At 65.0% G+C, this 19,895-nt stretch carries 16 protein-coding genes and 1 tRNA gene; 7 read left to right on the top strand and 10 right to left on the bottom strand.

What is annotated here, in order from left to right; all coding sequences use genetic code 11:
• Window positions 1-22 precede the first annotated feature (22 nt).
• Together aceF and lpdA are read left to right on the top strand one after the other, a co-directional pair.
• Window positions 23-1,303: a dihydrolipoyllysine-residue acetyltransferase gene (gene aceF, locus H6851_14320; GenBank protein MCB9944780.1), complete on the top strand. Its 1,281-nt coding sequence runs from the start codon at window positions 23-25 to the stop codon at window positions 1,301-1,303.
• A gap of 15 nt (window positions 1,304-1,318) precedes the next feature.
• Window positions 1,319-3,058 (top strand): dihydrolipoyl dehydrogenase, encoded by a 1,740-nt coding sequence (gene lpdA / locus H6851_14315; protein ID MCB9944779.1) that lies wholly within the window; start codon window positions 1,319-1,321, stop codon window positions 3,056-3,058.
• 220 nt (window positions 3,059-3,278) lie between these two features.
• Here lpdA and H6851_14310 read toward each other — a convergent pair whose 3' ends face one another.
• A complete protein-coding gene (locus H6851_14310) occupies window positions 3,279-4,742 on the bottom strand; it encodes an aldehyde dehydrogenase family protein (protein ID MCB9944778.1) in 1,464 nt (487 codons plus the stop codon).
• Between the two features lie 143 nt (window positions 4,743-4,885).
• Here H6851_14310 and H6851_14305 point away from each other — a divergent pair, with 143 nt between their 5' ends.
• Together H6851_14305 and H6851_14300 are read left to right on the top strand one after the other, a co-directional pair.
• The gene (locus H6851_14305; GenBank protein ID MCB9944777.1) at window positions 4,886-5,845 is read left to right on the top strand and encodes a lysophospholipid acyltransferase family protein; all 960 of its coding nucleotides are present in this window, start codon (window positions 4,886-4,888) and stop codon (window positions 5,843-5,845) included.
• Window positions 5,842-7,017, top strand: coding sequence for a mitochondrial fission ELM1 family protein (locus H6851_14300; GenBank protein MCB9944776.1), 1,176 nt, complete (start codon window positions 5,842-5,844; stop codon window positions 7,015-7,017). The genes H6851_14305 and H6851_14300 overlap by 4 nt, the downstream gene beginning before the upstream one ends.
• Before the next feature lie 31 nt (window positions 7,018-7,048).
• Here H6851_14300 and H6851_14295 read toward each other — a convergent pair whose 3' ends face one another.
• Both H6851_14295 and cobA read right to left on the bottom strand, forming a co-directional pair.
• On the bottom strand, window positions 7,049-8,395 hold the full coding sequence (locus H6851_14295; protein MCB9944775.1) for a cobyrinate a,c-diamide synthase: 1,347 nt from the start codon (window positions 8,393-8,395) through the stop codon (window positions 7,049-7,051).
• Window positions 8,392-9,249: a uroporphyrinogen-III C-methyltransferase gene (cobA, locus tag H6851_14290; protein ID MCB9944774.1), complete on the bottom strand. Its 858-nt coding sequence runs from the start codon at window positions 9,247-9,249 to the stop codon at window positions 8,392-8,394. The genes H6851_14295 and cobA overlap by 4 nt, the downstream gene beginning before the upstream one ends.
• A 181-nt stretch (window positions 9,250-9,430) precedes the next feature.
• Between cobA and H6851_14285 the strand changes: the two genes are divergently transcribed.
• The 3 genes from H6851_14285 to H6851_14275 all read left to right on the top strand — a co-directional run bounded on the left by H6851_14285 (window position 9,431) and on the right by H6851_14275 (window position 11,393).
• Entirely contained in the window at window positions 9,431-10,468 is a 1,038-nt protein-coding gene (locus tag H6851_14285; protein MCB9944773.1) for a cobalt-precorrin-5B (C(1))-methyltransferase, read from the top strand.
• Window positions 10,465-11,256 (top strand): precorrin-6A/cobalt-precorrin-6A reductase, encoded by a 792-nt coding sequence (locus tag H6851_14280; protein ID MCB9944772.1) that lies wholly within the window; start codon window positions 10,465-10,467, stop codon window positions 11,254-11,256. Before H6851_14285 ends, H6851_14280 begins: the two co-directional genes overlap by 4 nt.
• A gap of 60 nt (window positions 11,257-11,316) precedes the next feature.
• Window positions 11,317-11,393 (top strand) — tRNA-Arg (locus H6851_14275).
• 191 nt (window positions 11,394-11,584) lie between these two features.
• Here H6851_14275 and H6851_14270 read toward each other — a convergent pair.
• Genes H6851_14270 through fliG form a run of 7 tightly spaced genes read right to left on the bottom strand, consistent with a single transcriptional unit; the run spans window position 11,585 to window position 19,882 of the window.
• Window positions 11,585-13,360 carry a hypothetical protein gene (locus H6851_14270; protein MCB9944771.1) on the bottom strand — a complete coding sequence of 592 codons (1,776 nt, stop codon included), beginning with the start codon at window positions 13,358-13,360 and terminating at the stop codon, window positions 11,585-11,587.
• 3 nt (window positions 13,361-13,363) lie between these two features.
• Window positions 13,364-15,463, bottom strand: coding sequence for a flagellar biosynthesis protein FlhA (gene flhA, locus H6851_14265; protein ID MCB9944770.1), 2,100 nt, complete (start codon window positions 15,461-15,463; stop codon window positions 13,364-13,366).
• 5 nt (window positions 15,464-15,468) lie between these two features.
• Window positions 15,469-16,821, bottom strand: coding sequence for a sigma-54-dependent Fis family transcriptional regulator (locus H6851_14260; GenBank protein ID MCB9944769.1), 1,353 nt, complete (start codon window positions 16,819-16,821; stop codon window positions 15,469-15,471).
• Window positions 16,822-16,879: 58 nt separating this feature from the next.
• Entirely contained in the window at window positions 16,880-17,695 is an 816-nt protein-coding gene (locus tag H6851_14255; protein ID MCB9944768.1) for a MotA/TolQ/ExbB proton channel family protein, read from the bottom strand.
• Window positions 17,695-18,021, bottom strand: a complete 327-nt coding sequence (fliN, locus tag H6851_14250; GenBank protein ID MCB9944767.1) for a flagellar motor switch protein FliN — start codon at window positions 18,019-18,021, stop codon at window positions 17,695-17,697. Before fliN ends, H6851_14255 begins: the two co-directional genes overlap by 1 nt.
• Window positions 18,018-18,866 carry a hypothetical protein gene (locus tag H6851_14245; protein ID MCB9944766.1) on the bottom strand — a complete coding sequence of 283 codons (849 nt, stop codon included), beginning with the start codon at window positions 18,864-18,866 and terminating at the stop codon, window positions 18,018-18,020. The genes fliN and H6851_14245 overlap by 4 nt, the downstream gene beginning before the upstream one ends.
• Before the next feature lie 2 nt (window positions 18,867-18,868).
• Complete coding sequence (fliG, locus tag H6851_14240; protein MCB9944765.1) at window positions 18,869-19,882, bottom strand: flagellar motor switch protein FliG; 1,014 nt, start codon at window positions 19,880-19,882, stop codon at window positions 18,869-18,871.
• Window positions 19,883-19,895 lie beyond the last annotated feature (13 nt).

The raw sequence follows: 19,895 nt of genomic DNA, 5'->3' as shown, positions 1-19,895 counted from the left end.
AAGAAAAGCGGAGGAAAACGACATGAGTGCGGTGCGCGAGATTCATGTGCCCGACATCGGCGACTTCAAGGATGTCGAGATCATCGAGGTACATGTCGAGCCGGGGCAGGAAATTTCGGCCGAAGACCCGGTTCTCACCCTGGAGAGCGACAAGGCGTCGATGGAGGTTCCCTCCCCGGCCTCGGGAAAGGTCGTGGATGTCAGGGTCAAGGTCGGCGACACGGTTTCCGAGGGCACGCTGATCATGATGCTCGAAGGTGGGGAGGCCTCGGCTCCCGTCGAGCCCCCTTCCCCCGAAGGCCATCAGGAAAGCGATGCCCAGCCGATCACCTCGCCGGAAAGGAGCTCGGCACCGCCGGTGCCGTCCAAGGCGTCGGGAAGCCAACTGCCCGACTTTTCCGATGTTCATGCGAGCCCGTCCGTACGCCGTCTTGCGCGCGAACTGGAGATCGACCTGCACAAGGTGAGCGGCAGCGGCGAGAAGGGGCGGATCACTAGGGACGACGTCAAGGCGTTCCTGCAAGGGAGCTCCGGCGGTGGCGCTGCCGTCGCAGCCGGAGGCGGTGCGGGCATTCCCGATGTACCCCTGCCCGATTTCTCGAAATTCGGCCCCATCGAGGAGAAGCCTCTGGGCCGGATCAAGAAGATTTCCGGGCCGCATCTCCATCGCGCCTGGCTCAATGTGCCGGCTGTCACCCATTGCGATGAGGCAGACATCACCGACACGGACAGTTACCGCAAGGAACTGGACAAGGCCGCCAAGGACCAGGGGTATCGCGTTACACTACTGGCCTTTCTCATCAAGGCATCTGTCTCCGCATTGAGAAAGTTCCCTGAGTTCAACAGTTCTCTCGGGGCCGGCAAGGACACGCTGATCTACAAGCGCTATTACAACGTCGGGATCGCCGTCGACACGCCCGAGGGCCTCGTCGTGCCGGTGATCCGCGATGCCGACCGCAAGGGCATCGACGAACTGTCCCGCGAAATGGGGGATATTTCGGCCAGGGCCCGCGACGGCAAGCTCGGCTCCGCCGACCTTCAGGGCGCGACCTTCACCATCTCCTCGCTGGGCGGTATCGGCGGCACGGCATTCTCCCCCATTGTCAATGCTCCCGAAGTGGCGATCCTCGGCGTGGTGCGCTCGAAAATGGCGCCGGTGTGGAATGGCAGCGAGTTCGTGCCTCGCAACATGCTGCCAGTCTGCCTGTCCTACGACCATCGGGTCATTGACGGTGCGCTGGCGGCACGTTTCACCCGTCATTTGTGTCATGTCATCGAGGATGTTCGCCGTCTGGCACTGTGATCGGGAGATAGGAAAATGGACATCAGGGTTCCCGATATCGGCGACTTCAAGGACGTCGAGATCATCGAGGTGCATGTCAGGGAGGGCGACGAGATCGCCGCCGAGGACATCCTGATCACGCTGGAAAGCGACAAGGCCTCCATGGAGGTTCCGGCCTCCGATGGCGGCAAGGTCACCAGTGTCAAGGTCAAGGTCGGCGACAAGGTCAGCCAGGGCAGCGTCATCTGCGTCGTCGAGGGCGGCTCCGTCGCCAGAACCCCGGCCTCCGATGGCGGCAAGGCAGGGGCCGCTGCCCCGTCGCAACCTGCACCCGGCGCCGCCCCCGTATCGGGCAAGGCCGGCCAGCATGCCGAAATCCTCGTCCTAGGCGCCGGGCCGGGCGGTTACACCGCCGCCTTTCGCGCGGCCGATCTGGGCAGGAAGGTGGTTCTGGTCGAGCGCTGGGACACGCTGGGCGGCGTCTGCCTCAATGTCGGCTGCATTCCATCCAAGGCGCTCCTGCATGCCGCCAAGGTGATGAGCGAGGCGCAGGAAATGTCCGCGCACGGCATCTCCTTCAGCAAGCCGAAGATCGACATCGACAAGCTGCGCGAATGGAAGGAAGGCGTCGTCGGCAAGCTCACCGGCGGGCTTTCCGGCATGGCGAAGCAGCGCAAGGTCGAGGTCGTGCGCGGCCATGGCCGGTTCATCTCGTCCAACGAGGTCGAGGTCGAGCACGACGGCAAGACGACGGTGGTGAGCTTCGATCAGGCGGTTATCGCCGCGGGCTCCGAGCCGGTCACGCTGCCGTTCATCCCGCATGACGACCCGCGGGTCATGGACAGCACCGGTGCTCTCGAACTGGCGGATGTCCCCAAGCGGCTTCTGGTGCTGGGGGGAGGAATCATCGGCCTGGAGATGGCCTGCGTCTATCACGAACTTGGCTCGAAGGTGACCATTGTCGAGCTCATGGACCAGATCATCCCCGGTGCCGACAAGGATGTCATCACTCCGCTGATGAAACGCATCAAGGGCCAGTACGAGAACATCTACCTCAAGACGAAGGTCACTGCGGTCAAGGCCGAGAAGAAGGGCCTCGTGGTAAGCTTCGAGGGTGGAGATGCTCCCTCGACGGATACCTTCGACAAGGTGCTGGTAGCCGTCGGTCGCAAGCCCAATGGCAGGCTCATCGGCGCCGACAAGGCGGGCGTCGTCGTGGATGAGCGTGGCTTCATCGCCGTCGACCGGCAGATGCGCACCAATGTACCACATATCTTCGCCATCGGCGATCTGGTGGGGCAGCCGATGCTGGCCCACAAGGCCGTGCACGAGGGCAAGACGGCGGCCGAGGTCGCCAGCGGCCAGAAGTCGGCATTCGATGCCAGGGTCATTCCCTCGGTCGCCTACACCGATCCCGAAGTGGCGTGGGTCGGCATGACCGAGAACGAGGCGAAGGCGAAAGGCGTCAAATACGGCAAGGGGGTGTTCCCGTGGGCCGCCTCGGGTCGGGCGATCTCTCTCAACCGAACGGAAGGCATGACCAAGCTCCTGTTCGATGAGGAGACGGACCGCGTGATCGGCGCCGGTATTACCGGTCCCAATGCCGGCGAACTCGTCGCCGAGGTGGCGCTGGCCATCGAGATGGGCGCGGATGCCCAGGACATCGGCCTGACCATCCACCCGCATCCGACCCTGTCGGAAAGTGTGGGCATGGCTGCCGAGATGTTCGAGGGAACGATTACCGATCTCGTCCCGCCCAGGCGCAAGAAGAAATAGCAGCCTTGCGTCAGCACGCAGTCGAGGCCGGTTCGAGCGCCGATCATCAGGCGCTCGAACCGGCCTATTGATGGGGAGACGAACCCTTTCTGCCCGTATTTTCCTAAAATTTCATGAAGGGGAACCGATCAGATCCTCTTCAAGCCAGTATTTTTGATCCGATGATTGTCCCGATGCGGGGTCCATCGCGGGGCCGGGAGAAGGTCAACACAACCAGGCATTACTCGTATCGGGTGACAATGGTCTTGATCCGGGAGAATTCGAGCAGGCCCTCGAAACCCTTTTCACGTCCATGGCCACTCTTCCTGTAGCCGCCGAACGGCAGTTCCACTCCTCCTCCGGCACCGTAGGCGTTGATGAACACCTGCCCTGCGCGGATCTTGCGCGCAAGGCGCATCTGCCGGGCGCCGTCGCGGGTCCAGATGCCGGCGACAAGACCATAGTCGGTGGCATTGGCGATGCGTAGCGCGTCGGCCTCGTCGTCGAACGGGATCACGCACAGGACCGGGCCGAACACTTCCTCGCGAGCGATGGCATGGTCGGCAGGGACGGGGCCCATGAGGGTCGGCGGAACGTAATAGCCGCCGGCCGGGGCATCCACCACCTCGCCTTGCGCCAGAATTCCCACACCGTCGGCGACCGCCCTGTCGATGAACGCCTGTACCCGGTCCCGCTGCTTGCGGCTGATCAGCGGCCCGCAGTCGGGTTCCCGGTCATGCGGACCGGCGCGCAGGGCTGCAAAGCGTTTGGCGAGAGCACCCACGAGCCGTTCCTGAATGCTTCGCTGAACCAGCAGCCGCGAGCCGGCCGAACAGGTCTGCCCGGCATTCTGGATGATGGCATTGACGAGAACGGGAAGTGCCGCTTCGATGTCGGCATCGTCGAAGACGATCTGCGGCGATTTTCCTCCCAGTTCCAGCGTACAGGCGACATGGTTGGCGGCAGCGGCCGTCTGCACCGACGTGCCGACGGATGGCGATCCGGTGAAGGTGACGAAGTCGATACCCGGATGCGCCGCGAGAGCAGCACCGGCGGTTTCGCCATAACCGGTGACGATATTGACCACACCGGGTGGAAATCCCGCCTCGTCGAGCAGCCGGCCCACCTCGATGATCGACAGGCAGGCATCCTCGGCCGGCTTGATGACGAGCGTGTTGCCCATGGCGATGGCCGCACCGAGCACACGGCCCAGGATCTGGATCGGGTAGTTCCAGGGAATGATGCTGCCCACCACGCCATGCGGCTCGCGCACGGTCATGGCCGCGTGCCCCTCGATGAACGGGATGGTGTCACCGTGCACCTTGTCGGCGGCCGAACCGTAATATTCGCAGTAGCGGGCGAACGCGATGATGTCGGCCCGTCCCTGTTTCAACGGCTTGCCGGTGTCCCGGCTCTCGATCCCCGCCAGTTCCCCGATACGGGCGGCGGCAAGCTCACCCAGCCGCATCAGCAGCCGGCCGCGCGCGGTGGCCGTCGAAACGGACCAGGGGCCATCCTCGAAGGCCCGGCGTGCCGCAGCCACGGCACGATCGATCTCCGCCGGACCGCCCGCGGCCAGCCGCGCGAAGGTCGCGCCATCGCTCGGACAACGCACCTCCACGGTCTCGCCATTTTCCGAATCGACCCATTGGCCGTCGATCAGATGTTGTCCATACATGCTGCACACTCCCTCATCCTCTCCCATGACGACAACAGGCTGCTGGCAGGCGGCACGGGAATGCCACAAGCGGCCCAAACGGCCTGTCCCGCTGACCATGCCACCGATTGAAACCGAAGCGCCCATACATTATGTGCAAAACTGTTGATCCGAGTTGTTGTGGACCTGTTTTGGCGCAGTCTTTCGTATTTCATCGCGGCAAGGCCCAGGCTCGCGCCCAGCCGCGTCTTTCAGCATTCATAGCGGCTGCCGAGACGGGCATGTTGCGGATGATCTGGTGGTTGTCGAAGAAGCTCGGCCCCGATCGGGCGGGGCGTCTTGCCGCGGGCATTGCCGGAGTCACCGGCCCCCTGCTGTCGCGTTCGTCCATGCTGTCCGCTAATCTCGCTGTCGCCCTGCCCGGTCTTCCGGACAGCCGCCGGCGTTCGCTGGTGCGGCTGGCGTGGCGGGAAATCGGCCGGGTGATGGGAGAATTTCCCAATCTCGAACAGATCTGCGTTGCCGAAGCGGATGAAAGGCTCGAAATCGTCGAACACTACGACATGGAGCCCATACGCCGTCGAGAGCGGCAGGCCATTTTCGTTTCGGGACATTTCGCCAACTGGGAACTTGCCGCCGGTTGCAGCCGGAAGGCCCGCTTTCCGCTCAGCGTCCTCTATTCGCCGCAGGCCAACGGGGCCGTCGATGCCATGGTCCAGCACTACCGCGAGGGGCTGGGCGTGGAGATGGTCCCGAGAAAACAGGCGGTCCGGGGCATCATCAAGGCCCTGCAGAAAGGCCGCAATTTCGGCCTGCTGCTCGACCAGCGCTATGACGAGGGACAGGATGTACCGTTCTTCGGACATGATACGCCATCGGGCATCGCGGCCGCACAGATTGCCATCCGGATGAAGCTCGACTATGTCCCGGTGCGGATCCAGCGCCTGAAGGATGCGCATTTCCGCATCACCTTCATGCCGTCCATCGATCCCGACCCCGGCTGCGGCACTCCGATGGAGCAGGCCATAGACATGACCCGCCGGGCCTACGGGTTGTTCGAGGGCTGGATCCGCGAGCAACCGGAAAGCTGGCTGTGTCTCAAGCGACGCTGGCCGCGCAACGTCTATCGTTCGATCGGGCAGGATATTTGAGCGACCATCCCGTGACTTGGCTGATGCTCGGCCACAAGGCCGGCGACAACGGACAGCTGAAGGCGCTCGCCGGAGCTCTCGGCTGGCCGGTGATCGAAAAGCATCTGGTCTACCGCAAGACCGAGTTGCTGACCAACCTGTTCGCCGGGCCGACGCTGGCCGGGCTGGTGCCGGAAAAATCCAGCCCGCTGGAGCCGCCCTGGCCCGACCTCATCATCTCCGCCGGCCGCCGCAACGAGCCGCTGGTACGCTGGATCCGGCAGCAGGCGGGTCCCGACCGGGTGAGGCTTGTGCATGTCGGCCGCCCGTGGGCGCTGCACGAGTGCTTCGACCTCATCATCACCACGCCGCAATACCGCCTGCCGGACAAGCCCAACATCCTGCACAACGAGGCCCCGCTGCACCGGGTCGACGCCGGGCGCCTGGTCGAGGCGCGCGGACAGTGGGAAACGCGCCTCGAACACCTGCCCGAACCGCGGACTGCCGTCATCATGGGCGGCAATGCCGGTCCCTATGACATGGACCGCGAAAACGGCGAGTTGCTGGGCTGGCATGCCAACCGCCTGGCAAGGGAGACCGGCGGTTCGCTCATGGTCACCAGCAGTGCGCGCACACCGCGCGAGGCCGTCGATGCGCTGGAGCGTATGGTCGACGTTCCGGCCGTCATCTATCGCTGGTCCCCCGACGCCACGGACAATCCCTATATGGGATTTCTCGCGCTGGCCGACCGGATCATCGTCACCTGCGATTCCATGTCGATGCTGGCCGAAGCCTGCGAGACCGGCAAGCCGGTCATGATCTTCGACCTGTTGCGCGGCCCGGGCTCCCATCGCCCGGCGATGCCCGATGACGGGTCCGTCAGACCGCGCACGCCGATCGAGCGCCTGCGCCAGTTCAGCCTTCGACCGTTCTTCTACAAGCTCGGCATGACGATCGGGCCACGGCGGCTCACCCGCGATGTCAGCATCATACATCGCAGGCAGGTCGAGGCCGGGCGTGCCCGCTGGCTGGGCAGCGACGAACCGGAACCGCGAACGGCCGTCACGCCGATCGCCGACCTCGAACGGGCCGCGGATGCGGTTCGCGCGCTGTTCAACGATCCATCGCCGCCTCGACCGGTGATGCCGTCGAGCGTGCTGCCGGAGTGGCTGCAGCGTTTCGTGCAGGGGTGACATTCACCGGACCGGGAACGTCTTGATCCTGTCACGATGGCTGTTGGCCGCGCCCCGGCTTGCTGGCGACAATCCCGGCACCGTCGGCCGCATCGATCACATGCGCGAACGAACCCATCACCCGTCCCGCACGCAGGCCCATCGGTTCGAGCTCGTTGCCCTCGGCATCGCGGGCACGAAATAGCGGTGCCGCCGGTCCGGCCCGGACGGTTGTCGCATAGTGGAATTCGTGACCGACCAGCGGAACCGACCACGGCAATCCGCCTTCGGCCTCGATCAGGCGATATCCGAGATGCCGGCGCCGCTCGGCAAAGCTTGTGTCCACTGGCAGCATTCCCAGCATGGGGTGCACCTCGCCGCTCTCGTCGGTGAGGGTTCGCCCGAGGGTCATGTACCCCCCGCATTCGCCATAGACCAGGCCCCGGAATCGCAGCATCGCCGCCCGGAACCGTCCTGCCCGTGCCAGACGCCCGGCATGCAGCTCGGGATAGCCGCCGGGAAGGAACACCGCGTCACTGTCGCCCGCCGGCGCTTCATCGGCCAGCGGCGAGAAGAACGTCAACTCACAACCCGCCGACCGCCAGTCTTCGAGCCAGTGCTGATAGATGAAGGAGAATGCCCTGTCGGAGGCGATGGCAACCTTCTGCCCCAGCGGCGGCAGCCCGGCCGCCTTGCCATGACGATGAAGCGGCCGGGCCAGCGACAGCAACAGGTCGAGATCGAGATGGTCCTCCACATGATCCGCTGCCCGGGCGATGAACGTCTCCATGTCGCCGTGTTCTCCCGCCTGCACCAATCCCAGATGCCGCGACGGCAGGTCGAGCGTTTCACTGCGCCTCACCGCACCGATGACCGGCAGGCCAAAGGGTTCCAGGGCCCTGCGCAACATCGCCCCATGGCGGGCGGAGCCCACCCGGTTGAGGATCACCGCCGCGACGGCGACATCCTCGCGAAATCGCCGGAATCCCTCGACGATGGCAGCGACGGAATGGCTCATGTGCCCGGCATTCACCACCAGCACGACGGGCAATCCGAGGAAGGCCGCGACATCCGCCGTTGAACCTCGACCGTCTGGCGGCGCCCCGTCGAAAAGCCCCATTGCCCCCTCGACCACAACGAGATTTTCCTCACCCGTGGATGCGAGCTGGCCGATGCGCGCCCTGCCCATGGCAAAACCGTCGAGATTGAACGACACCGTGCCGCTTGCCGCCTCGTGGAATCGCGGGTCGATGTAGTCGGGCCCGCTCTTGGCCGATCTTACCCGATGGCCTCTGTTCTTCAGTCCGCGAAGAATCCCCAGCGTGAGCACGGTCTTGCCGCAGGCCGATGACGGCGCGCTGACCACGAACCCCTTCGGCCGGCCGCTGCCGGGCGTCATCCTGCCTCCGGCCGGTTGCGCCTCCCGAGCGGATCGAGCGAACGCGGGGCCTCGCCGCGGGCTTGCCCGATCCAGTCCAGCGCCTGGCGCATCAGGGTCACAGCGCCGATGCAGACGATGGCGGGCGGCTCGATACCGTGGCGCACCACGTCGACCGCCGCACGGGCGAGACTGGTCTCGTGCACCCGCATCGACGGCAGGGTGGCATCGGTGACAATGGCAACGGGTTCGTCCGGGTCGCGCCCGCCCGCCAGCAGCCGTCCACTGATGACGTCCAGATGCTTGATGGCCATGTACAGCACGATCACCGGGGAAGCCCTGGCGATGGCGTTCCAGTCTACCCGCGACGGTGCCAGGCCGTCCCGATCGTGGCCTGTCACGAACGTCACGGCCTGATTGATGTCGCGATGGGTCACCGGAATGCCGGCATAGGCAAGCCCGCCGACACCGGCGGTGATACCCGGCACGACCCGCACGGGAATACCGGCCTGGACGAGCGTCTGTGCCTCCTCGCCACCGCGGCCGAACACGAACGGATCCCCTCCCTTCAACCGCAGGACCCGCCTGCCCGCCTTCGCCAGTTCGATCAGGCGCAGCGATATGTCGCGCTGCAACAAAGACGGCTTGCCGCCACGCTTGCCGGCATATTCCACATCGGCATCAGGTCTCGCAAACAGGAGGATCCGCTCATCGACAAGGGCGTCATGGACGATCACGTCGGCCTGCTGCAGCGCATTCAGGCCGTGCAGGGTCAACAGGCCCGGATCGCCGGGTCCCGCGCCAACCAGCCACACCCAGCCGGGTTCGAGCTCCGGCCAGCTGTCAAGGTCGCCTGCGATCGGGGGCAGTTTCATCATGACGTCGTCTCTAGAGCATTTTCACGGCCGGTGGAAACACCGGAACGACAGGACAGCGCGAAGACGCGAGACCATGGTTCGCCGAGGATGCATGCGGCCATGCGATCTTGCCGTTTCCCCCATGGCCGGACGCTTCGAGAGGCTTCGGGAACGGCGGGGACTCCCCTATACTCTCCACATGGCACGTAAACCCGACGGTCCCCTGCGCACCGGTTTCACCACGGGTGCCTGTGCCACGGCAGCGGCACGGTCCGCGTTCGTGGCGCTGACAAAAGGGGAATTTCCCGATCCTGTAACCATCCGCCTGCCGCATGGCGAGGAAGCGCGCTTCATGCTGGCCTGCCGCGATCGCGGCGGTAACTGGGCCACGTCCGGGATCGTCAAGGATGCGGGCGACGATCCTGACGTAACCCACGGTGCTCTCGTGAGGGCCCGGGTGACGCGCATGGACGATGGCGGCGGGGTACGGTTTCGCGCCGGCGAGGGTGTCGGCATGGTAACGATGCCGGGTCTCCCGATCCCGCCCGGCGAACCGGCGATCAATCCCGTACCGCGGGCCATGCTGCGTGCAGCGGTCGAGGAGAGCGATGTCGAGGTCGAGATTTCGATTCCCGGCGGCGAGGAGCTCGCCCGATCGACATGGAATCCGCGCCTGGGCATCGAAGGCGGCCTGTCGATCCTTGGCACGACCGGCATCGTCCGGCCCTTCTCCTGTGCGGCCTGGATCGCGTCGATTCACCGGGGCATCGACGTGGCCCGTGCTGCCGGCCTGCGCCATGTCGCCGGTTGTACGGGTGCAACCACGGAAAAGGCGGTACAACGGCACTATGGACTGGCCGACCATGCCATGCTCGACATGGGCGATTTTGCCGGCGGGCTGTTGCGCTACTTGCGTACCCGCCCCGTTCCGCATGTCACCATTGCAGGCGGAATCGGCAAGATGGCCAAGCTCGCGCAGGGCGCGCGCGATCTGCATTCCTCGCGAAGCCAGGTCGATTTCGAGGCTCTCGCCGCCATGACCGGCGACGGGCGCCTGGCGCATTGCCGTACCGCCCTGCAGGCCCTTGAAGTCAGTGGCGACGGGCTGGCCGCGGTGATTGCCGACCGTGCCCGCCGACAGGCCATCGAATGGCTGGACAATCCGCAGGTGACTATCGACACGATGGTTGTCGATCGACAAGGCAGGATTATTGCTGTCAGCGGAGATTCACGGTGAAGATCCTGATGCTGGCCGGAACCGCCGAGGCCCGACAGCTCGCCGGATGCCTCGGCCGCCGTCCGGATCGCTATGACCTGACGGCGAGCCTGGCCGGCGAGACCCGGCAGCCGCAGGTCTTTCCCTGCAACCTGCGTGTCGGCGGGTTCGGCGGTGAGGCCGGGCTTGTACGGTTCCTCGTCGACGGAGGGTTCGAACGCATCGTCGATGCCACGCACCCCTTCGCCCGCTATCCGCGGACCGTGGCACGGGCAGCGCAGCAAACAGGCATTCCCTGTCTCCGGTTCCTGCGTCCGCCATGGCCGAGGCGGCCCCACTGGCAAATGGTGGACGACCTCGATGGGGCCGCCCGTGCACTGCCCGCCGGATGCCGTGCCCTGCTTGCCACCGGGCGCAAGAGCGCGCGTGCCTTCGCCGGTACGAAGGCGGAATGGCTCGGCCTTCGCGTCGTCGATCCTTGTGACACACGACGGTGGTCGACAAACGGGGTCTGGCTCGATGTGCCGGCCAATCCGACGGTCGAAGACGAGCGAGCGGTAATGGGCGAACATCGTGTCACCCATCTCGTGTGCAAGAATTCCGGCGGCCGGTTCGGATTGGCCCGGCTCGACGCGGCAGACCAGCTTGGCGTCACCACCATCATGATCCGGCGCCCCGGCCTGTCCCTTCCGCCCGACCCCGACCTGGCCACCTCGATCCCGGAGGCCCTGCGGTGGCTCGACCGCATGCTCCTTGAGACGCCATCGGACGCATTCTCGACGGGACCGGAGATTGCCCGCCGAATCTGACGGGAATGTCCGACTAGGCCACCGGCCATCGCTCTGCTATAACCCCTCCCACCTGCTTGAGCGCCCTTAGCTCAGCCGGATAGAGCATCTGCCTTCTAAGCAGAGGGTCGCAGGTTCGAGTCCTGCAGGGCGCGCCAATTCATTGATTCCATTGGCTTTTTATAGGTTAAATAGACTCGCGTTCAACAACGCCGTTTAGACGTTCATCGATTCGCCGGTTTTTCAGCCTGAACGACCCGGACGAACACCGGCGATACGCCGCCGATCATCAATCATCCGGCCGTATCGACTCGAAACGTCGCGCACGGAATCGGATGCCCGCGGCCCTTCAGGCCTCGAAACTGCGGGTGGAGAGATGGGAGTGGACGGGTTGGCCGGTGTGGCGACGGTCGTTGCGGAAGACGATCTGCCCCTCATGTCCGGTCAATTCGAGGGCAGCGCCGAACAGGTCAGCGATATTCATGCGGATGGCGGGTGAAAGGGGGCGTTCGGTGCTGATCGCGGCACGCAGGATACTGCCATCGAGGTAGAGATCGATGCGTACGCGGCCGATCTCGCTCAATTCGAGGGTCATAGCCATGTGATCGTGGTCGTCGTCGACGGAACGTCCACGATCGTCGACTGACCCGCGCCTGAGCCATTGCGACAGCGGGACGCCCGGATCCTGGTCGCCAAGCATTCCGGCGAACCCGCGCCATCCTTCGGGGCCGCTGTCGAGGATGGGCGGACGGGCGGTATCCGGCAGGGGCCGCTCGGCAGGAGCATGGCCGTGCCGGGTCGGGGCATCGGCCCGGTCACTCGTTTCGGCGGAACGGCGCAGGGCATCGTCCCGACTGATCAGCCGTTGGGCCAGCCGTTCGTCCACCGGCAGCCTTTGCCCCTGCGTCGGCCGGTCCGCACCGGCGCGGATCATGAGCGCGCGCATCAGCATCTCCACGCCATCCTCAAGCGTCGATCCCCCGTCGGACGCTGCGGCCGGAACGGGACTGACGAGGCTGACACCGACGATCGCATCGTCCGGAAGGTCGGGCATGGGCACCTCGATCCGCAACTGCCCCTGCCCCAGCCCCAGCAGCGGACGTCCGTCAATCATGTGGCCCTGCACCCGCAAGGTCACGTCGGATCGCACATCGGGATACGAGGGCTGCGATGGCGCGGTTCGGGATCCATCGGGAGGGAAAGGTGTCCGAGCCGCAACGGTGCCGGCGGACGGCGATACCGGCTTGGCAGGCAAGGGTCCATCTGGCGCAACAACAGGCTTTCCCGTTGCGGCCTGCCCATCCGCGACCGCATCACTGCGGGACAATGACGGAAGCACGGGGGATCGGGCTGTCCCCTCCAATGGCGCAGTCCCGGCCTGGACGGTTGCCGGCATGGCCGCTGTCGCTGGTGCCGGGGCGGTCGCCGCGGGCGATGCCGTTACTGTCGGTGCAATCGGGGGCGATGCCGCCGCCGCCGACAGCGCATGGGAAGCGTTGACGGCCGGCCATGCCGAAGGTCGCCCGTCGACCGCCACGACCATGCCGCCTGCCGCCGGCTGCATGGCAGGTCGGGGCAGGCCAGCCGATGGCGGGGACATGTCGGGCGACGGGACCACCGGAGGGTGCATGGCCGGCATGACAGGAGGGCTGGCAGCCGGCAGCGGTCGCGGTGCAATGCGGATGTCGATGCTTGCGCCCTGGACCGGGCTTCCGTCCCGGAGCAACTGGGCCTGCACCACCGGTCCCGGACGCGCCGGAACGGTGTCGATGGTACGGATGTCGATCACCCGCGCGGATTGGGCTGTCGCCGTAGGCTTGCCATCCATCTCGACGATGGGCAGGTTCATGCCCGGCCGGGGCCGTCCCGCCGCGGGCAGTTCGACGGTCAGGCGCGTTCCGCCGGGAACCGGCTGCGACAGTTCGAGGGCCACCTGCCCGGCCTGGCCACGGGTCACGACCTGTCTGCCCATGGCATCGGCCACCGTGAGATCGAGGCGGCGCAGATTGGCGGTGGTGGCCGTATCCCGTCGCAGACCATCGATTGCGTCCGGCCCCTCGCCACCCGACGCGGCATTGCCGGTCATCAAGGGCATTCCCGGCGGCAGCGGTGTCATTCCGGCCATCGGTCAGATCTGCCCGAGCGTGCGGATCCTGGCCTTGGGATGGATCTCGTTCTGTGACAGTACCACGGTTGCCGGGCGGAACCGTTCGACGATCGAGCGGACATAGGCGCGGATGGCCGGCGAGGTGACGATCACCGGCAGTTCGCCGCGCATGGCCTGTTTTTCGAATGCATCGCGCATGGCGCGGATGAAGTCCTGGAGCTTGCCCGGCGCCATGGCCAGTTGCCGTTCGTCCCCCTGGCCGACCAGCGCATCCGAAAAACCGCTCTCCCATGTGCCGGAAAGCGTCAAAAGGGGAATGTAGCCACCGGGACCTGTTGCCGAATTGCTGATCTGGCGGGCAAGCCGCGCGCGGACATGCTCGACGATGAAGACGACGTTCTGGGTGTGGCTCAGCGCCTCGCCGATGGCCTCAAGGATCAACGGCAGGTCGCGGATCGAGACCCGCTCGGCCAGCAGCCCCTGCAACACGCGCTGGATGCCTGCGGCACTGATGCGGCCCGGAACGAGGTCGGTCAGCAATTTCTGGTAGTCATCGTCAAGTTCCTTGAGCAACTTCTGCGTCTCGGCAAAAGTGAGCATGTCGGCAAGGTTGTCCTTGACCAGCTCGGTGATGTGGGTGGTGACGACCGTTGCCGGATCCACCACCGTATACCCCTTGAAGCCCGCCTCCTCGCGCATGGAGCGCGCGACCCACGCAGCCGCGAGACCGAAGGTGGGCTCCGTCGTCTGTTCGCCCGGCAGGGCGATATCGCCGCCCTGCGGATCCATGACCAGCAGCATGTTCGGACGGATGTCGCCGCGCCCTGCCTCCATCTCCTTGACCTTGACCACATAGGTATTGGCCGGAAGCTGGATGTTGTCCTGGATGCGCACCGACGGCATGACGAACCCGAGTTCGGAAGCGAGCTGGCGTCGCAATGCCTTGATCTGGTCCGTGAGCCGGCCCGCCGCACTGTCGCTGATGAGCGGCAGGAGGCCGTAGCCCAACTCGAGCCGGATCGGATCAATGTGCAGGATATTGGCAATGGGCTCTTCCGCCGGCGGTTCGACGGCCTTCGCCTCCTTTTCGGCCTGCTGGCCGGTCTCGACCGTATCGGCGGCCTGCCTGGCCATGCGCCACGCCAGATATCCCGTGCCGCCGGCCAGCGCCAGGAACGGCAGGGCCGGCAGGCCGGGAAGGACGGCCAGCAGCGTCAGCAGTCCGCTGGTCACGCCAAGCACGCGGGGAAAGGCACCAAGCTGGCTGACAAGCGCCACATCCGCGCGCCCGGAAACACCGGCCTTGGAGACGAGGAGACCCGCTGCCGTGGAAACGATCAGGGCGGGAATCTGCGAGACAAGGCCGTCGCCAACGGTCAGGATGGTATAGCTGGTGGCGGCCTCGGAAAAACTGATGCCCATCTGGCCGACACCGATGATGAGACCGGCCACGAGGTTGATGAATGTGATCATCAGGCCCGCGATCGCGTCGCCGCGCACGAACTTCGCGGCACCGTCCATGGCGCCGAAGAAGGCGCTCTCCTCCTCAAGCTCGCGACGGCGCAGACGGGCCGTGCCCTCGTCGATCAGACCGGCCGACAGGTCCGCGTCGATGGCCATCTGCTTGCCGGGCATGGCGTCGAGCGAGAACCGCGCGGCAACCTCGGCAATTCGTCCCGACCCCTTGGTGATCACGACGAAATTCACGATGACGAGGATCGCAAAGACGATGATGCCGATGACGAAATTGCCCTGCATGATGAAGCCGCCAAAGGCCTCGATCACCTGCCCCGCGGCATCGGTCCCCTCATGGCCGTGCGCCAGGATGAGACGGGTGGATGCGAGATTGAGGGACAATCTCAGCATGGTGGCGATCAGCAGGACGGTCGGAAACGAGTTGAAATCGAGCGGACGCTCGATGAACAGCGAGGTCAGCAGGACCATCACCGAGAACGTGATCGACAGGGCGAGCAGAACGTCGAGGAGAAAACCGGGCAGCGGCAGGATCAGCACCACCAGGATACCGATGACCCCGAGTGCCATGAGAATATCGCTCTGACGCAGGGTGTTCACCACTTGCGGAACGACGTCCCTGCGCAGATTTCCCAGATCGGTGGCCATGACTGCTAGTGCCTGCTGCTACCGGCCACGAACGGCGTCGCGACCTCGTTCGGAGCGGGTGGGATGCTCATGCCCTCCGCCCCATACTGTTTGAGCTTGTTGCGCAAGGTACGGATCGAAATGCCGAGAATGGTCGCGGCGTGGGTGCGGTTGCCCATCGTATGATCCAGGGTCTCGAGGATCAGACCCCGCTCGACATCGGCCACGGTCCGGCCGACGAGTGCCCCCTCGCGCGAACTGCTTTCGGCATCCGGTCGCGGCTGGCCGCTCAGGATGATGGCGTCGGCATCGATCTCCGCTCCCTGGGCCAGCAGCACTGCCCGATGGATGCAATTCTCCAATTCGCGAACATTGCCCTTCCAGCTGTTTCCCAGCAATCGTCCGATGGCAGCGGTCGACAATTCGCGCTGCGGCAGGCCATTGGTGGCCGAGTGCTTGACCACGAAGTGACGGGCAAGCGTGACGATGTCGCGAGGACGGGCGCGAAGCGGCGGAAGGTGCAGATTGAGGACATTCAACCGGTAGAGGAGATCCTCGCGGAATACACCTTCTGCGACGGCCTCGTCGAGGTCGCGATTGCTGGTGGCGATCAGGCGGATATCGACCTTGACCGGCCTGCTGCCCCCCACCCGGTCGATTTCGCGCTCCTGAATGACCCGCAACAGCTTGGCCTGCAGGCGCACGTCCATCTCCGTGATCTCGTCGAGCAGCAAGGTGCCTCCATGGGCCTCCTCGAACTTGCCGATGCGCCGGGCGCTGGCACCGGTAAAGGCTCCCTTCTCATGGCCGAAAAGTTCGGATTCGAGCAGGTTTTCGGGAATCGCCGCGCAGTTGACGGAAATGAAACGGCATCTTGCCCGGCGGCTGTTTTGATGGATGAAGCGGGCCATCACCTCCTTGCCCGTCCCGCTCTCGCCGGTGATGAGCACGCTCGCGTCGGCCGGGGCGAACTGTCGCGCCAGAGCCATCACCTGCCCCATCGCCGGATCCTCGAAGATCAGTTCATCGCGGGTCTCGCACACAGCCTCAAGAATGGCCGAAATCAGTTCCGGGTCAGGTGGCAGCGGCAGGAACTCCCTGGCACCTGCACGAATGGCATCGACCGCCTCGCGGGGCCTGCTGTCGATGCCGAAGGCAATCACCGGCAGGTGGATGTGCTCGGCGGCAAGCGCACGGATCGCTCCGGCGATATCGCGTCCGACTTCGATCAGCATCACGTCGGCACTCTGCCCACCGCGCAACGACGCCAGGGCGGCATCGAGCGTGGCCACGTGGCGGACATCGGCACCACGGCCGGCGGCGATGCGGCTGGCTTCGCCGACCTCCTCGCCATGCTCACCGATGATGATCAGACGCATATCCGTCCCCTCTTGAAGACTGTTGCTGACGGTCGCCGGCTCGCGCGCCTCCCGTCGCTCATCCGAACTCCTCCAGCTGCTCGGAGGGTGGCAACAGGCCGTTGAGCAGCGATTCGAGACGCCGCGGATTTTCCCGCTCGGCGATCGACATCACGCAAAGCAGCTGTATTTCATGGTGCAATCTCTCGGTCTCACTCATCTTCGACAGGCGTTCGGCCAGCGGCGTGAGAATCGCATGCGCGATGACGGCACCGTAGAAGGTCGTGAGCAGTGCGACTGCCATGGCCGGCCCGATCGCTGATGGATCATCGAGTTGCCCGAGCATCTGCACGAGGCCGATGAGGGTGCCGATGAGCCCCATGGCCGGTGCGATGTCGGCCGCCCGGCGCAGGATGCTTTCCGCACGATGACGCCGCTCGTCGAGGATCTCGACCTCGCGCTGCAAGGCGGGTGCGACCTGGTTCAACCTGGCGCCGTCGATGATCATCTCGAGGCCGCGCTGCAGGATCGGCCGCTGCGCCAGCGTACCGGACCGGGTCTCGATCTGGCGGAGATCCCCCCGTCGCGCCAGATCGGCAATGGCCAGTCCCTCGCGCGCTATACGGCGCGGCGATCCCTGACCGCGCGGCGACAGGGCACGGACAATCGTGCGCGGTGCATGCTTGATATCGTCGAAGGGAAAACTGGTGATCGTCAGGGCCACCGTGCCGCCAATCACGATGAAGATCGATGGCAGGTCGACGAAGGCTGCCGGCCGGCCGCCGAGGAGGATGGCGGCGAGAACCATGCCGATGACCGCGATCAACCCCAGGATCGCAGCCGGATCGGCAAACAGTTGCTCGCCGGACCGACGTCCGGCAGGGGCCTTGGCCATTATTGCTCGCTCTTGATGATCTCGGTCATGGTGATACCCAGGTGATCATCGACGACGAGAACCTCGCCGCGCGCCACAAGCCGGTTGTTGACGTAAATGTCGATCGGCTCGCCCACCCGCCGGTCAAGTTCGACAACGGCGCCTCGCCCCAGCCTCAAAAGCTGGTTGACAGGCATCGATGTCTTCCCGAGCACGGCCGCCAGCTGCACCGGGATATCGTAGACGGCGCTGAGCGCCTCCGCGGGCGTGACCTTCGCGGGTTCGCTTTTCCGCGGCGCCTGTTCGCTCTCAACCACATCCTCGATATCGTCGTCATGCTCACTCATGGCTCTTCCTCGTCAACCTCTCCCGGCACCTCCGGCGCCGATGAACCATCCGGCGAAAACGTCGCCTTGTCGCTCCCGTCCGCACAACCGGCCTCCTCGCCGGCAGCTCGCGTCCCTTCGCCGATCAGGATCGCCAGATGCTCGCGCACGACACGCTCCACCTGTCCGGGATCGCTTTCCGCCCAACCGTCCCGCCAGGACACCCTCACCTGACCGGGTTCGAACGCCGCTGACGGTCTGACCAGGATCCGGGTTTCGAGCGACAGTTCCCGGCGCATGCCCTCAATTCCCTGTTCCACCACCCCCGCGATGTCAGGAGCGACCTCGACACGGACTTCATCGGGGTGGTCCAGGCGGGCGACGCACTGACGCACGAACCGCACGACATCCTCGTCACGAGGGCGTGTCGCCTCATCGGCCTCGATGGCATCGATCGCGGTCTTGAGGACGAGCGCCAGTTGTCCGCGTGCGTGATCGAGCAGTTCGTTGCGGGCCTGCTCGGCACCCGCCAGCGACCGGGTGAAGTCGCCGGCAAGCGAGGCAAGCCGCGCCTGATTGAGGTTATGCTGGATCTCAAGCGCATTCTGGCGGGCATCGGCAGCGGCCCGGGCGCACATGCGCGCGACATCGGCTTCGCTGAAGGCAATCTCGGTCGCCGGCGGCTCGACCTGCTGGCTCTCCGGCACGACGTCCTCGGGCTCGTCGGGCATCTGACGACGGATTTCGCGCCAACTCGGATGCAGCCGTTCGTCAAGCCGCTCGGGCGGATGCCAACGCGGCGAGCTGTTCTCGTAAATGATCGAGGCACCGCCGAGATCGCGCCTCCTGGCGAAGGGATCGCTCATCGTCAGTACACCAGTTCGTCTTCCTTGCCGTCGGCAAGGAAGATCTCACCCGAAGCTGCCAGTTCCTTGGCCATGTTGACCAGGAACTGCTGTGCCTCCTCGACGTCACGCATCCGCACGGGTCCCATGGCTTCCATGTCCTCGCGCAGGATCTTCGATGCGCGCTCGGACATGTTGGAGAAGAACAGCTCCTTGACCTTGTCGGTCCCGCCCTTGAGCGCGATGCCGATGCGGTCATTGCCGGCATTGCGCAAGAGCGTCTGGATGCCCGAGGAATCGAGTTTGACGAGATCCTCGAAGGTGAACATGAGTGCCTTGATGCGGTCGGCCGATTCCTTGCTGCGCTCCTCAAGGGTGGTAATGAAGCGATTCTCGGTGGCGCGATCGAAGTAGTTGAAGATTTCGGCCATGACCTCGTGGTTGTCCCGGCGGATGGTCCGGGCGAGATTGCTCATGAACTCGGCCCTGAGGGTCTTTTCGACGTCGGCCAGGATGTCCTTTTGCACCACTTCCATGCGCAACATGCGCATGACGACTTCCACGGCGAAATCATCGGGAAGACTGCTCAGCACGCGGGCAGCGTGGGCAGGTTCGATCCGCGACAGGACCACGGCGACGGTCTGCGGGTATTCGTTCTTCAGATAGGACGCGAGCACGTTCTCGTTGACGTTGCCGAGCTTGTCCCAGACGGTCCGACCGGCCGGGCCGCGGATCTCTTCCATGATCAGTTCGACGCGCTCGTTGTCGAGGAAGCGTGTCAGCAGTTTTTCGGTGGTATCGAAGCTGCCGACCACACCGCCCGACGACGACAGCCTGTCGTTGAAATCGGCAAGCACGTTCTCGACAATGACATTGTCGATCCGGCCAAGGACCGACATGGTCTGGGAAATCTCCTTCACCTCGTCCAGCTCAAGCCTCGAAAACAGCGAGGCCGCCTGGTCCTCGTTGAGCGCCAGCATCAGGATCGCTGCCTTCTCGCCGCCACTCAGCTTGTCGAATTGCAAGGACTGCGCCATGGAACGTTCCTCC

The organism is Geminicoccaceae bacterium (genome assembly GCA_020638465.1).
Taxonomy (GTDB): domain Bacteria; phylum Pseudomonadota; class Alphaproteobacteria; order Geminicoccales; family Geminicoccaceae; genus JAGREO01.
The sequence above is the reverse complement of the archived record's forward strand: the minus strand, read 5'-3'. Positions and strand labels throughout refer to the sequence as shown.

What these genes read in the sequence shown, in the direction of transcription:
- fliN (MCB9944767.1), bottom strand. Translation starts at nt 18,021, where the DNA reads ATGAGTGAGCATGACGACGATATCGAGGATGTGGTTGAGAGCGAACAG.
- H6851_14245 (MCB9944766.1), bottom strand. Translation starts at nt 18,866, where the DNA reads ATGAGCGATCCCTTCGCCAGGAGGCGCGATCTCGGCGGTGCCTCGATC.
- H6851_14255 (MCB9944768.1), bottom strand. Translation starts at nt 17,695, where the DNA reads ATGGCCAAGGCCCCTGCCGGACGTCGGTCCGGCGAGCAACTGTTTGCC.
- lpdA (MCB9944779.1), top strand. Translation starts at nt 1,319, where the DNA reads ATGGACATCAGGGTTCCCGATATCGGCGACTTCAAGGACGTCGAGATC.
- H6851_14270 (MCB9944771.1), bottom strand. Translation starts at nt 13,360, where the DNA reads ATGGCCGGAATGACACCGCTGCCGCCGGGAATGCCCTTGATGACCGGC.
- aceF (MCB9944780.1), top strand. Translation starts at nt 23, where the DNA reads ATGAGTGCGGTGCGCGAGATTCATGTGCCCGACATCGGCGACTTCAAG.
- H6851_14260 (MCB9944769.1), bottom strand. Translation starts at nt 16,821, where the DNA reads ATGCGTCTGATCATCATCGGTGAGCATGGCGAGGAGGTCGGCGAAGCC.
- H6851_14285 (MCB9944773.1), top strand. Translation starts at nt 9,431, where the DNA reads ATGGCACGTAAACCCGACGGTCCCCTGCGCACCGGTTTCACCACGGGT.
- fliG (MCB9944765.1), bottom strand. Translation starts at nt 19,882, where the DNA reads ATGGCGCAGTCCTTGCAATTCGACAAGCTGAGTGGCGGCGAGAAGGCA.
- H6851_14295 (MCB9944775.1), bottom strand. Translation starts at nt 8,395, where the DNA reads ATGACGCCCGGCAGCGGCCGGCCGAAGGGGTTCGTGGTCAGCGCGCCG.
- H6851_14310 (MCB9944778.1), bottom strand. Translation starts at nt 4,742, where the DNA reads ATGGGAGAGGATGAGGGAGTGTGCAGCATGTATGGACAACATCTGATC.
- flhA (MCB9944770.1), bottom strand. Translation starts at nt 15,463, where the DNA reads ATGGCCACCGATCTGGGAAATCTGCGCAGGGACGTCGTTCCGCAAGTG.
- cobA (MCB9944774.1), bottom strand. Translation starts at nt 9,249, where the DNA reads ATGAAACTGCCCCCGATCGCAGGCGACCTTGACAGCTGGCCGGAGCTC.